The organism is Paracoccus sp. Arc7-R13, from assembly GCF_004010775.1.
Lineage (GTDB): Bacteria > Pseudomonadota > Alphaproteobacteria > Rhodobacterales > Rhodobacteraceae > Paracoccus > Paracoccus marcusii.
Genome location: NZ_CP034810.1, coordinates 2,133,838 through 2,146,377, shown reverse-complemented (window position 1 = coordinate 2,146,377; position 12,540 = coordinate 2,133,838). Strand labels below are relative to the sequence as shown.

The window sequence follows — 12,540 nt, the reverse complement described above, 5'->3', positions numbered from 1 at the left end:
CCGGTTCCGGGACAGAATGCCGCATCCGCGCGGGCAGTGTCATGTGTGGTCGGCTCACGCTTTCGTCAAGGGGCGGTGCGAAGGGCGTCCAGAAGCTCCTGCATGTCGTCTGGCAGAGGACTGTCGAACCCCATCTCGACCCCGGTGACCGGATGGACGAACCCCAGATGCGCGGCGTGCAACGCCTGTCGGGAAAACCCCTGGACCGCTGCCGCGGCGGTGCCAAGCGCCTTGGCAGAGGCGCGTCGCGACCCGCCATAGACCGGATCGCCGATCAGCCCCAGGCCGCAATGGGCCATGTGCACCCGGATCTGGTGAGTGCGCCCCGTTTCCAGCCGGCACTCCACCAGCATGGCGGAAGGCGGCGTGCCGAACCGTTCCAGCAGCCGCGCGCGGGTCACGGCGTGACGGCCCTTGTCGGCAAAGACCGCCTGACGTTGGCGGTCGGTCGGGTGGCGCGACAGGTGCGTGGCGATCCGCAGCACCAGCCCTTCCTCGAACGAGACGCCTGGCGTGCCACGCAGACGCGGATCGGCCGCGTCGATCGCCCCATGCGCCAGCGCAAGATAGCGCCGGTTGGCGGTATGCGCCTCGAACTGGGTGGCAAGGCCGTGATGCGCGCGGTCCGACTTGGCGACGACCAGCAGGCCCGACGTGTCCTTGTCGATGCGGTGCACGATGCCGGGGCGCTTTTCGCCCCCGATGCCCGACAGCGAATCGCCGCAATGCGCCAGCAGCGCGTTGACCAGCGTGCCGGAAGGGCTGCCCGGCGCGGGATGGACGACCATCCCGGCGGGCTTGTCGATCACGATCAGGTCATCATCCTCATGCGCGATGACCAGCGGAATGGCCTCGGCCCGCGTCTCGACAGGCTCGGGCGGGGCCAGGGTGATGCGGTATTCCTGACCCTCGGCGACGCGCGCCTTGACGTCGCGTGCGGGGCCATCCGGACCGGTTACCGCACCGTCGGCGATCAGCCGCGCCAGACGCGACCGCGACAGGGCCGCATTGTCTGGCACCGCCATGGCAAGCGCCTTATCAAGTCGGTCGGGCGGGTTGGCCGGAATGGTCACGGAAAGGATCGACATGGCGCAGGATGATACCGATTGGAAGGTGGCGGCGAAAGCCGTCCCGGAACTGCGCTTTCTAAAGACGCTGGTGACGGGGCTGACGCTGGTCATGGGGGTGGGGATGATCGCGGTCGTGGCGCTGCTGTGGGTGCGGCTGAACCAGCCCGTGTTGCCCGAACTGCCCGATGCGATCACGCTGCCCCAGGATGCGCAAACCCGCGCGGTGACCTTTGCGACCGATCGGATCGTCGTGCTGACGACGGACGACCGGGTGCTGGTCTATGACCGCGCGGGAACGCTGAGGGGACAAACGGCGCTTCAGCCCTGAGGCTTGTCGGCACCCGCGGACAGGGCGTCCAGCCGCGCCTTGAGTTCGGCATTCTCGGTGCGGGCCTTGATCGCCATCTCGCGCACGGCCTCGAACTCCTCGCGGGTGACAAAGTCGCGGTCGGCCAGCCAGCGGTCGATCCAGCCCTTCATGGCCGTCTCGGCCTCGCTGCGGGCGCCCTGGGCCACGCCCATCGCGTTGGTCATCAGCTTGGACATGTCGTCGAAGAAACGGTTCTGGGTGGTCATCTGGCGGTGCCCTTCTGTCTTGCGTTGCGTCCTATATGGTCCGGTGCGGTCCAGGGTTCAATGTTGACAGTGCGGCTTTTGCGACTAGCGTGCGCGGCAAATCGCAGACCCGAGGTTCCATGATCCCGTTTCCCGACATCGCCCCCGAAATCTTCACGATCACCCTGGGCGGGTTCTCGTTCTCGCTGCGCTGGTATGCGCTGGCCTATCTGGCCGGCCTGATCCTGGGTTGGCGGCTGATCGTCGCGATGATGCGCCGTCCCGCGCTGTGGGGCGGCACGCCGCCCACCGCGCCCGACCGGGTCGACGACCTGCTGACCTGGGTCATCCTGGGGGTGATCCTGGGCGGGCGTCTGGGGTTCGTGCTGTTCTACGAGCCCGCCTACTATCTGTCGAACCCCGGGCAGATCCTGCAGGTCTGGCAGGGCGGGATGAGCTTTCACGGCGGCTTTGCCGGCGTGATCGTCGCGACCTGGGCCTGGTCGCGAAGCCAGGGCGTGCCTGTCCTGCGGCTGGCCGACGCGATGGCCGTCGTGGCACCGATCGGCATCTTCTTCGGGCGCATTGCCAACTTCATCAACGCCGAACTGTGGGGCCGCCCCACCGACCTGCCTTGGGGCGTGGTCTTTCCCGGCGAGGCGGCGCAGACCTGTCCCGGCATCGTCGGACCATGCGCCCGCCACCCCAGCCAGCTGTACGAGGCGGGACTTGAGGGCCTGCTGCTGGGGCTGATCCTGCTGGTCCTGGTCCGCGCCGGGGGGCTGCGCCGCCCGGGCCTTGCGTTCGGGGTTTTCCTTGCCGGCTATGGGCTTGCGCGCATGTTCGTCGAACTGTTTCGCGTTGCCGATGCCCAGTTCATCACGCCGGACAACCCGCTTGGCCACGTCCTGGGCGGCCCTGTGATCGGTCTGACGATGGGGCAGACACTGTCGCTGCCGATGGTCCTGATCGGGCTGGCGCTGGTGGCTTATGCGCGGCGCCGCCCGCCCGTCGCCGCATGACGCCCCTGGCCGCGATCATCGCGGCGCGCATCCGCGCGACGGGGCCGATCAGCCTGGCCGAGTACATGCAGGTCTGCCTGATGGACAGTCGTCACGGCTATTACGCGACGCGCGATCCCTTCGGCACCGCGGGTGATTTCACGACCGCGCCGGAGATCCACCAGATGTTCGGCGAACTGTGCGGCCTTGCGCTGGCGCAGACCTGGCTGGACCAGGGTGCCCCGGCCCCGTTCGCCTTGGTAGAGCCGGGACCGGGTCGCGGGACGCTGATGGCCGACATGCTGCGCGCGATGCGGCAGGTGCCCGGCCTGCACCAGGCCGCCGACGTCGCCCTGATCGAGGCCTCGCCGCATCTGCGCGGCGTTCAGCGCGATCGTCTTGGACCCGTCACGCATCTCGACCGGATCGAGGATATAGGATCCAAACCACTGTTCCTGATCGGGAACGAGTTCATCGACGCCCTCCCGATCCGTCAGTACCAGCGAACCGACGATGGCTGGAGAGAGCGTCTGGTCGGGCTGTCGGAAAACGGTCTGCACATGGGGCTTGGCCCCGTCGTGCCGCTGGCCCGGACGGGGTCCGTGGGCGACATCGTCGAGGAATGTCCCGAAGGCGCGGCCTTTGTCGAGGCCGCGGCCCGCCACATCGCGAATCACGGCGGCTGCGCGATCCTGATCGATTATGGCGGGTGGAACGGGTTCGGCGACACGTTCCAGGCCCTGCGCAACCATGCCCCCGAAGATCCGCTGGCGCATCCGGGGCAGGCGGACCTGACTACGCATGTTGATTTCGCGCCCTTGGCCGCCGCGGCCATCCGGGGCGGGGCGGTGGCGTCGCGTCCTGTTCGGCAGGGCGATTGGCTGCGCGCCCTGGGGGCCGAGGCACGGGCCGCCCGGCTTGCCGCCGCGGGCGACGGGGGCGCGATGGCCGCGCTTCGGCGCTTGACCCACCCCGACGAAATGGGTCACTTGTTCAAGGTAATCGCGATCTGGCCCAAGGGCGCGCCGCCCGTCCCCGGATTTGTCGCGCTGGAGGCCCATGCAGACCACGCTTGAGATCCTGACCCACCCGTTGCTTTCCGACGTAAGGCACGGATTCTTCACGCGAAAGGGTGGGGCATCCTCCGGGCTGTTCGCCGGTCTGAACTGTGGGCGCCGCTCTTCGGACCAAAGCGAGATGGTGCTGGTCAACCGTGCCCGCGTTGCGGGCGCGATGGGCCTGCCGCTGGCCACCGTCAAGCAGATCCATTCGGCGGACGTGGTCACCTTGACGGACGATCACGATGTCGATGTGGTCAAGGACATCAAGGCCGACGGGCTGGTCACCGCCCGGCGCGACGTGGCCTTGGCCGTGCTGACCGCCGATTGCCAGCCCGTGCTGCTGGCCGATTCCGCGGCTGGCGTCGTCGGCGCCTGTCACGCCGGGTGGCGCGGCGCCATCGCCGGCGTGATCGAGGCGACGGTGGCCGCCATGCGCGATCTGGGTGCGACCGACATCCGCGCGGTGATCGGCCCCACGATCAGCCAGCGCGCCTATGAGGTCAGTCCCGAATTCATGGATGAGTTTCTGGCCGACGATACTGCCAATGACCGGTTCTTTTCCGGCGGTCCGAATGGTCGGCCGATGTTCGACCTTCCCGCGTTCGGGCTGTCACGGCTGCGCGCGGCTGGCGTGCAGGCGGAATGGTCGCGGCACTGCACCTATTCCGACCCCGACCGCTTCTTCAGCTATCGCCGGTCCACGCATGAAGGCCAGGCCGATTACGGTCGGCTGATCAGCGCCATCTCGCTAGCCGCCGAACGCAACTGAACGCAGGGGCGGCGGTATCCGCCGCGCAGGGGCCGGGCGCAGGCCGCGGCGCAGGGCCATCTGAACCCCGGCGCCCAGCAACGCCGCCATCTGTCCCAGGACCAACGTGATCAGGGCGGCTGCGGCCATGGCGGCGTCGGCCAGGCGCCGCATCAGGCGCAGGCTGTCGGATTTGCCCAGCACTGTCAGCACACGGGTCGTGTCCGGCCCCGCGGCTTCTGACAGACGCGCCAGGCGGCGCAGGTCGTCCGGATCGTCGGCCAGCCGCAGGATCGGCAGCAGTTCGGGAACCGAAGCCTGTCGCCCGATCGTCCGCAGATCACCGGCGATGCCGGACAGGGCCCGGGCGGGCGCGGAGCTGCGCGCCGCGGCTGACAGCGCGCGTGTCATGCCGGGTGACAACGCATCGGCGCGACGCGCGACGCGCAGCGTGGTGGCGGCACCCTTGATCGACAGACTGCTGCCCGCCGTGACCAAGGTTCCGGCGGTCGCGGCAAGGCCTAGGGTCGCCAGCGCAGCCTCGATGCCGTCGGGGTCGCCTCCGGCAGCCCAGGTGCCGCCCTGCCGGATCAGCGCCGCGGCATCGCCTGCAGGAGACAGCTCGAACGGCAGGGTGCAGGCGGCGATCAGGGACAGGCTGGGACAGGCGGTCACGTCGCGCATGCAGGTGCCGCAATCGGACAGCGTGTCCAGCATGCCAACCGCCAGCGCGGCGTCGGCACGGGCGCGCAGGTCGGGTGGCAGCGGCGTGCCCTGATCGCGGGCCAGATCCATCAGCATCTGCACCTGCTGGCGGTCGCCTGCATCCAGCGCGGCGGTCAGGCGGGGAATCAGCCAGTCCGGGGTCGCGCGGTCGGTCACGGCGCGCATCAGGGCCGCACGGGCCTGATCCAGGCCGCGATCGACAAGCGGTGCGGCGAAGGGGTTCTGCGACAGCATCCAGCCCGTCACCGCGACCGTCGCCAGCGACCAGATCAGCAGCGTCAGGCGGGCCAGCCTGCGCAAGGATCAGCCTGCTTCGCGGACGCGTTCCTCGACGATCTCGAAGGGGACGGCGGGTTCGTCCTTGGCGCCCCGGATCACCAGCGACGTCTTGACCGATGCCACGTTCGGCGCGGCGGTCAGGCTGTTGGTCAGGAAGCGCTGGAAGGTCGACAGGTCCGGAGAGATGCATTTCAGGATGAAATCGATCTCTCCGTTCAGCATGTGGCATTCGCGGACCAGCGGCCATTCCTGAACCAGCGCCTCGAAGGCCGACAGGTCGCGTTCGGATTGCGACGCCAGGCGCACCATGGCAAACACCTGCACCTCGAATCCCAGTTCGCGGGCGTCGATGTCGGCATGGTATCCGCGGATATAGCCCAGCTCCTCCAGCGTGCGGACGCGGCGCAGGCAGGGCGGCGCCGAGATGCCCACCCGGCGGGCCAGTTCGACATTGGTCATGCGCCCGTCGGCCTGAAGTTCGGCCAGGATCTTGCGGTCGATGTCGTCCAGTTTGGCGCCGGCCATAGTTGTCTTTCTTCTGTCAGGTCTTGGCGTTGCCGGAAACTACAATGCCGCCCCGTCCGGCGCAACAATCTTATCGACGTCGGTCCGTGGCGGGGATGCGTTGCAGTCCGGCGCATGAGGGACTACCTCATGCACAAACCGCGAAAGGGGCGCAAGATGACCGAACGCAGCCATGTGAAACTTTTGATCGTGGGATCGGGCCCGGCGGGATACACCGCCGCCGTCTACGCCTCCCGCGCCATGCTGGGGCCGATGCTGATCCAGGGGATGCAGCCCGGCGGGCAGCTGACCATCACCACCGAAGTCGAGAACTGGCCCGGCGACACCGAGATCCAGGGCCCCGACCTGATGGTCAAGATGGAGACCCACGCTCGTGCGATGGGTGCCGAGATCGTTACCGATCTCGTGACCGCGCTGGACCTGCAGAAGCGTCCCTTCACGGCGACGTGCGACAGCGGTCGGGTGGTCACCGCAGACGCGGTGATCCTTGCCACGGGGGCGCAGGCGCGCTGGCTTGGCCTGCCGTCCGAGGAGAAGTTCAAGGGTTTCGGCGTCAGTGCCTGTGCCACCTGTGACGGGTTCTTCTATCGCAATCGCGAGGTCGTGGTGATCGGCGGCGGGAACACCGCGGTCGAGGAGGCGCTGTTCCTGACCAAATTCGCCAGCAAGGTGACGCTGGTGCACCGCCGCGACAGCCTGCGGGCCGAGAAGATCCTGCAGAACCGCCTGTTCGCCCACCCCAAGGTCGAGGTGATCTGGAACAGCGAACTGGCAGAGGTCACCGGCACCGAGACGCCGGTCGGCGTCAGCGGCGCCACGCTGCGCAACCTTGTCGATGGAACGACGCAGACGATCAAGGCTGACGGCGTGTTCGTGGCAATCGGTCATGCACCTGCCAGCGAACTGGTCAAGGATCAGCTGGAACTGCACAACGGCGGTTACGTCAAGGTCGAGGCGGGCAGCACGCGCACTTCGATCCCGGGCGTGTTCGCGGCGGGCGACCTGACCGATCACATCTATCGTCAGGCTGTAACCAGCGCGGGCATGGGATGCATGGCCGCGCTGGATGCCGCACATTTCCTCGAGGCTCAGGGCGAGGTCGAGCTGGAGCCTGAGCAGCGGGTTGCCGTCATCTACTGACGGCTCAGCCGCGCTCGCGCGAGCGTTCGCGGGCCGGCAACTCACCCGCGTGATCCAAGGCACCCGACGGTGCGGCGTCACGCTGCGTCTCTTCCAGCCCGGCCTTGCCGGGATCGGCATCGGGGTCGTTCGGGTGCAGCGGTCCACCGGTCTCCATCATCGCGTTGATGGCGTCGTCCTTCAGTGCGGCAACTTTCTGGGCCAGATCCTTCTGGCTGGGATCGGCATCGCCTTCGCGCCGTTCGCGTTCTGCCGTCGCCCGGTCCAAGGCGACGGTCAGGAACTCGGCCTTGCTGCGCGTGCCTGCGTTGCCGGCCGCAGGGTTTGTGCCCTTGGGCCCGGCCTTTCCGCGCGCCTCGCGCCCTTGGCGGGCTGCAATGTCGCGCGCGCGGTTGCGACGGACACGCAGCAGCCCCACCAGATCGGACAATTCCTTGTCGGACAAACGGCCCAAGGCCGGTTGTCGGGTCTGGTTCGCCAGCTCCAGTTCATCCTGGGACAAGGCGCGCTGCTCTTCCTGGCTTGCTGTGGTCTGGTCGGTCATCATGCGCTCCTGTCGTTGCGGTTCGCGGACCCAACGTGACGCGTGTGGTCGGGTTCCCCGCGGCACGCCCGAAGCGAAAAGCGTTTTCCCAGACTTGAATATCGCTTTCATGGGGGCTATGCGTCGCTTCGAGTCGCGCGATCCCCGCAGGGTCGCGTGTTGATCCGTTTCTGCGCAACCCACGAGTCGTGACCATGACCCTGCCCAAGTATGCCCCCATTCCCGAACTCTATGTCTCCGAGGCGTCGGCCGCCGCGCTCAAGGACGATGCCGGGCGGATGCCCAGCTGGGACCTGACGCCGCGCCAGATCTGCGATCTGGAGCTTCTGATGAACGGCGGCTTCAACCCGCTGAAGGGCTTTCTGACCCAAGCCGACTATGACGGCGTCGTCAGCGACATGCGCCTGACCTCGGGCGCGCTGTGGCCGATGCCCATCACGCTGGACGTGTCCGAAAAGTTCGCCGAAGGGCTGGAGCCGGGCACCGACATCGCCCTGCGCGACCAGGAGGGCGTGATCCTGGCGATCATGTCGCTGACCGACAAATGGGTGCCGAACAAGGCGCTGGAGGCCGAGAAGGTGTTCGGCGCCGACGACTTGGCGCATCCGGCGGTGAACTATCTGCACAATGTCGCGGGCCCGGTCTATCTGGGCGGCCCGGTCAAGGGCCTGCAGGCACCGACGCATTACGATTTCCGCGCCCGCCGCAACACGCCCAACGAACTGCGCACCATGTTCAAGAAGCTCGGCTGGAGCCGCGTCGTCGCGTTCCAGACCCGCAACCCGCTGCACCGCGCGCACCAGGAGCTGACCTTCCGTGCCGCCCGCGAGGCTCAGGCGAACCTGCTGATCCATCCGGTCGTCGGCATGACCAAGCCGGGCGATGTCGACCACTTCACCCGCGTCCGCTGCTACGAGGCGGTGCTGGACAAGTATCCGGCGGCCACCACCAGCCTGTCGCTGCTGAACCTGGCGATGCGCATGGCCGGCCCGCGCGAGGCTGTATGGCACGGCCTGATCCGGGCCAACCACGGCGTAACCCACTTCATCGTCGGCCGCGACCATGCCGGACCCGGCAAGAACAGCCAGGGCCAGAACTTCTATGGCCCCTATGACGCGCAGGAGCTGTTCAAGGCCCACCAGTCGGAAATCGGCGTCGAGATGGTCGACTTCAAGCACATGGTCTATGTGCAGGAAAAGGCGCAGTATTTCCCCGCGAACGAGATCCCCGAGGGCAGCACCGTCCTGGACATCAGCGGCACCGAACTGCGCCGGCGCCTGCGCGAGGGTCTGGACATCCCGGAATGGTTCAGCTTTCCCGAGGTCGTGCAGCAGCTGCGCCGCACCTCGCCCCCGCGCGCCAACCAAGGCTTCACCGTGTTCTTCACCGGCCTGTCGGGGTCGGGCAAGTCGACGGTCGCCAACGCGCTGATGGTCAAGCTGATGGAGATGGGCGGTCGTCCCGTGTCGCTGCTGGACGGTGACGTGGTCCGCAAGCACCTGTCGTCGGAGCTGGGGTTCAGCAAGGAGCATCGCGACATCAACATCAAGCGCATCGGCTATGTCGCCTCCGAGATCACCAAGAACGGCGGCATCGCGATCTGTGCGCCGATCGCACCCTATACCGCGACGCGCCGCGCCGTGCGCGAGATGGTCGAGGCCGGCGGCGCCTTCGTCGAGGTCCATGTCGCCACACCCCTGGAGGAGTGCGAACGCCGCGACCGCAAGGGCCTCTACAAGCTGGCGCGGGAGGGCAAGATCAAGGAGTTCACCGGGATTTCAGATCCCTATGAAGAACCGGCCAACCCCGAACTGCGCGTCGACACGACCGACATCGACGTGGACAGCGCCGCGCATCAGGTGCTGCTGAAGCTGGAGAGCATGGGCCTGATCGGCCTGTCCTGATCCCTGCCGCAGTGATACGAACGGCCCCGGTGCGACACCGGGGCCGTTTGGCGTCCGGAACCTTGCGCGCCTGCGGATGGTTCCGCGCTGACCGTCAACGGAGTTGCCCGATGCCCCATTCCGCCAGCCCGCCCAAGGGCGTCAACCCCTGGGCCGCAACCGTGCTGTTGCTGATGGGCAATTTCATGAACCTGATCGATGTCAGCATCGTCAACGTCGCGCTGCCCTCGATCCGCACCGATCTTGGCGCCAGCGAGACGCAGATCGAATGGATATCGGCGGCCTATGTGCTGGCCTTTGCGGTGGGCCTGCTGCCCTGCGGACGCTTCGGGGACAAGCTGGGACGCAAGCGGCTGTTCCTGTCGGGCGTGGGGCTGTTCACGCTGGCATCCGTCCTGTGCGGGCTGGCGCCCGATATCAACGTTTTGATCGGCGCGCGTGCGCTGCAGGGCATCGGTGGGGCGATGATGGTGCCGCAGGTCATGGCGATCATGCACGTGATCTTTCCCCCCGAACAGAAGGCCAAGGCATTCGCGCTGGCGGGCGTGGTCATCAGCCTGGGCGCGGTCACGGGGCCGCTGCTGGGCGGCGTGCTGATCAGCGGGAACCTCTATGGGCTTGAATGGCGGCCCATCTTCCTGGTCAACCTGCCGGTGGGGTTGCTTGTCGTATTGGCGGGGTTCTGGCTGATCCCGCGGCTGGAATCGTCGCGCGACATGGCGATCGACTGGTGGGGCGTGGGCCTGTTCGGTCTGGCCATCACACTGGTCGTCCTGCCGATGATCGAGGGACCGCTGCTGGGCTGGCCGTGGTGGACGCTGGTCACGCTGGTTGCGGCGATCCCCGTCGGGGCGCTGTTCCTGCGACGCCAGCACGCACTGGAGGCGGAGGGCCGGGAACAGCTGCTGCCGATGGTGCTGCTGCGGGATCGGGGCTTTCTGTCCGGGGTGACCGTGGTGATGCTGCATTTCTCGGCCATTCCGGGAATGTTTCTGGTCCTGGCCATCTATTTCCAGACCGGCTTTGGCCTGACGCCGCTGGAGTCGGGCATCGCCACGGCGCCGTTCCCATTGGGCATCATGCTGGGCAGCTATGTCACGGGGCGGTTCGGGACGCGGGCGCTGGTGGGGCGGGTCGCCCTGGGCGCGGCGGTCATGCTGGCCGGGATGATCTGGTTGCGCCACGCGGCGGCCCACCCGCCTGCCGATCTTGGCCCCGGTACGCTGGTCGGGCCTTTGGCGATGAACGGCCTGGGGATGGGTCTGGCGATCTCTCCGCTGTTCCAACTGGTGCTGCGTGACGTGCCGGGGCGCATCGCGGGGGCCGCGACGGGGGGGATGCAGGCGTTCCAGCAGATCGGCGCGGCCATCGGCATCGCCATCGTCAGCAGCCTGTTCTTTGTCCGCCTGCGCGTTGATCAGGACCATGCCGCGGCCACCGGCCACGCGCTGTCCTATCAGATCTGCGTCTTTGCGGCGATCCTGACGGTACTGGCGCTGCGCCAATGGCGCGGTGACCGCCGGGCGGTGACGCCATGAGCTGGCGGTCGTCCCTGGAGGTCTGGGATGTCGCCACCGGGCAGTCCCGCGTGATCCTGCGCACCCCGATGCTGATCGAGGCGCCGAACTGGCACCCTGACGGCTGGTTTCTTGTGAACGGAGAGGGGCGCCTGTGGCGCGCCGATGCCGACGGCCTGCAGCTGCTGCAGACCGGCTGCGCCGAACGGTGCAACAACGACCACGGCTTTCTGCCCGACGGGCGGGTGATCTTTTCCGCGCATGACGGGACCGGGGCCGGGATGCATGTCTGGGACGGCGAAGCCACCCAACCGGTGGGCGCGCAGCGCCCAAGCTGGTGGCACGGCGCGCACGGCGACCGGCTGGTCTATGCCTGCGCGCGGGGCGACCGCGTGGTACGGATCGCCACCTGCGCCGTGGATGGCAGCGGCGAACGGGTGCTGACCCAGGACGTCGCCCATCACGACGGTCCCGATTTCAGTGCGTGTGGCACTTGGATCTGGTTCAACAGCGACGCGACCGGTCATGCGCAGATCTGGAAGATGCGCGTCGATGGATTGGACGCCGCGCCGGTCTTTCGCGACGATTCGGTGAACTGGTTCCCGCATCCGTCGCCCTGCGGGCGCCATGTCGTCTATCTGGCCTATGCGCCCGAAACGCTGGAACATCCGCGCGACCGGGACGTATCCCTGTGGATCATGGCGCCGGACGGGACGGAACGGCGCAAGCTGTGCGACCTGTTCGGTGGGCAGGGCACGCTGAACGTGCCCTGCTGGTCGCCCGATGGGCGGGCTTTCGCGTTTATGCGCTATGCCTAATGGACGCTGACGGGCCGCAGCTCGTTCTCGCGCGCCAAGGTGAAGGCCAGGGCGCGGTCCTGGACCAGGGCCAGCCGTTCACCATCGGTGTCGTGGACGGCGTACAGGGTCTGAACGCCGGGCAGTTGGTCTTGGACGTCGCGGGGCAGGGTCGCAGCGGCGACCTGCCGGATGTAGACGGTCTGGGCGGACGTACCGCCTCCGAAATCGAATTTGCTATCCATGATGATCCCCTTGCTTGCGGCTGATCGGAATGGTCTTGACGACCTGCTGCGGGTTCACCCGGCGCAGGTCGATATGCAGAAGCCCGTTTTCCATCGCGGCGGACGTCACCTCTACCCCGTCGGCCAGCACGAAGCTGCGCTGAAAGGCACGGGCGGCGATGCCGCGATGCAGATAGACGCGGGCGTCGTCCGGTTCGGGTTGCCGGCCGCGGATCACCAGCTGGCGGTCCTCGGTCGTGATGGCCAGGTCGTCCTCGGCAAAGCCGGCGACGGCCAAGGTGATGCGGAAGGCATCGGGCGGCAGGTGTTCGATGTTATAGGGCGGATAGCCCTCGGCCCCCTTGGAGGCCCGCTCCACCAGGCGTTCAAGCTGGTCGAACCCCAGCAGATAGGGATGCGCCCCTAAGGAAATCTTCGTCATCTCAGCC

The 12,540-nt window shown here is 67.5% G+C and carries 15 protein-coding genes; 8 read left to right on the top strand and 7 right to left on the bottom strand.

The window, feature by feature from the left end:
* Positions 1-65: 65 nt before the first annotated feature.
* The gene (locus EOJ32_RS10740; protein WP_127898550.1) at positions 66-1,088 is read right to left on the bottom strand and encodes an RluA family pseudouridine synthase; all 1,023 of its coding nucleotides are present in this window, start codon (positions 1,086-1,088) and stop codon (positions 66-68) included.
* Between EOJ32_RS10740 and EOJ32_RS10735 the strand changes: the two genes are divergently transcribed.
* Positions 1,087-1,398, top strand: coding sequence for a DUF6476 family protein (locus EOJ32_RS10735; RefSeq protein WP_127898549.1), 312 nt, complete (start codon positions 1,087-1,089; stop codon positions 1,396-1,398). The two genes, EOJ32_RS10740 and EOJ32_RS10735, sit on opposite strands and share 2 nt — an antisense overlap.
* On the opposite strand, the gene EOJ32_RS10730 is transcribed toward EOJ32_RS10735, so the two are convergent.
* Entirely contained in the window at positions 1,389-1,646 is a 258-nt protein-coding gene (locus EOJ32_RS10730) for an accessory factor UbiK family protein (protein WP_045983033.1), read from the bottom strand. The genes EOJ32_RS10735 and EOJ32_RS10730 overlap by 10 nt on opposite strands.
* A gap of 119 nt (positions 1,647-1,765) precedes the next feature.
* Here EOJ32_RS10730 and lgt point away from each other — a divergent pair, with 119 nt between their 5' ends.
* The 3 genes from lgt to pgeF are packed head-to-tail and all read left to right on the top strand — an operon-like array spanning position 1,766 to position 4,456.
* A complete protein-coding gene (gene lgt, locus EOJ32_RS10725) occupies positions 1,766-2,647 on the top strand; it encodes a prolipoprotein diacylglyceryl transferase (protein WP_045983034.1) in 882 nt (293 codons plus the stop codon).
* On the top strand, positions 2,644-3,702 hold the full coding sequence (locus EOJ32_RS10720) for a class I SAM-dependent methyltransferase (RefSeq protein ID WP_127898548.1): 1,059 nt from the start codon (positions 2,644-2,646) through the stop codon (positions 3,700-3,702). The genes lgt and EOJ32_RS10720 overlap by 4 nt, the downstream gene beginning before the upstream one ends.
* Positions 3,686-4,456, top strand: a complete 771-nt coding sequence (pgeF, locus tag EOJ32_RS10715; RefSeq protein ID WP_127898547.1) for a peptidoglycan editing factor PgeF — start codon at positions 3,686-3,688, stop codon at positions 4,454-4,456. Before EOJ32_RS10720 ends, pgeF begins: the two co-directional genes overlap by 17 nt.
* Here pgeF and EOJ32_RS10710 read toward each other — a convergent pair.
* Positions 4,436-5,461 (bottom strand): hypothetical protein, encoded by a 1,026-nt coding sequence (locus tag EOJ32_RS10710; RefSeq protein WP_127898546.1) that lies wholly within the window; start codon positions 5,459-5,461, stop codon positions 4,436-4,438. The two genes, pgeF and EOJ32_RS10710, sit on opposite strands and share 21 nt — an antisense overlap.
* 3 nt (positions 5,462-5,464) lie before the next feature.
* Positions 5,465-5,965 carry an Lrp/AsnC family transcriptional regulator gene (locus EOJ32_RS10705; protein ID WP_045999164.1) on the bottom strand — a complete coding sequence of 167 codons (501 nt, stop codon included), beginning with the start codon at positions 5,963-5,965 and terminating at the stop codon, positions 5,465-5,467.
* A 156-nt stretch (positions 5,966-6,121) separates the two neighbouring features.
* Between EOJ32_RS10705 and trxB the strand changes: the two genes are divergently transcribed.
* Positions 6,122-7,105, top strand: coding sequence for a thioredoxin-disulfide reductase (gene trxB, locus EOJ32_RS10700; RefSeq protein ID WP_127899367.1), 984 nt, complete (start codon positions 6,122-6,124; stop codon positions 7,103-7,105).
* Positions 7,106-7,109: 4 nt separating this feature from the next.
* Here the strand turns inward: trxB and EOJ32_RS10695 are convergent, their stop codons facing one another.
* Complete coding sequence (locus EOJ32_RS10695) at positions 7,110-7,652, bottom strand: hypothetical protein (protein WP_127898545.1); 543 nt, start codon at positions 7,650-7,652, stop codon at positions 7,110-7,112.
* Positions 7,653-7,843: 191 nt separating this feature from the next.
* On the opposite strand from EOJ32_RS10695, the gene EOJ32_RS10690 reads away from it, so the two are divergent.
* The 3 genes from EOJ32_RS10690 to EOJ32_RS10680 all read left to right on the top strand — a co-directional run bounded on the left by EOJ32_RS10690 (position 7,844) and on the right by EOJ32_RS10680 (position 11,888).
* Positions 7,844-9,553, top strand: a complete 1,710-nt coding sequence (locus tag EOJ32_RS10690; RefSeq protein WP_127898544.1) for a bifunctional sulfate adenylyltransferase/adenylylsulfate kinase — start codon at positions 7,844-7,846, stop codon at positions 9,551-9,553.
* Positions 9,554-9,663: 110 nt separating this feature from the next.
* Positions 9,664-11,091, top strand: a complete 1,428-nt coding sequence (locus EOJ32_RS10685; protein WP_127898543.1) for an MFS transporter — start codon at positions 9,664-9,666, stop codon at positions 11,089-11,091.
* The gene (locus tag EOJ32_RS10680; protein ID WP_127898542.1) at positions 11,088-11,888 is read left to right on the top strand and encodes a hypothetical protein; all 801 of its coding nucleotides are present in this window, start codon (positions 11,088-11,090) and stop codon (positions 11,886-11,888) included. The genes EOJ32_RS10685 and EOJ32_RS10680 overlap by 4 nt, the downstream gene beginning before the upstream one ends.
* Here the strand turns inward: EOJ32_RS10680 and EOJ32_RS10675 are convergent.
* Both EOJ32_RS10675 and EOJ32_RS10670 read right to left on the bottom strand, forming a co-directional pair.
* Complete coding sequence (locus tag EOJ32_RS10675; protein WP_045999169.1) at positions 11,885-12,112, bottom strand: DUF1150 family protein; 228 nt, start codon at positions 12,110-12,112, stop codon at positions 11,885-11,887. The two genes, EOJ32_RS10680 and EOJ32_RS10675, sit on opposite strands and share 4 nt — an antisense overlap.
* A complete protein-coding gene (locus tag EOJ32_RS10670; RefSeq protein WP_045983045.1) occupies positions 12,105-12,533 on the bottom strand; it encodes an Hsp20 family protein in 429 nt (142 codons plus the stop codon). The genes EOJ32_RS10675 and EOJ32_RS10670 overlap by 8 nt, the downstream gene beginning before the upstream one ends.
* Between the last annotated feature and the right edge of the window lie 7 nt (positions 12,534-12,540).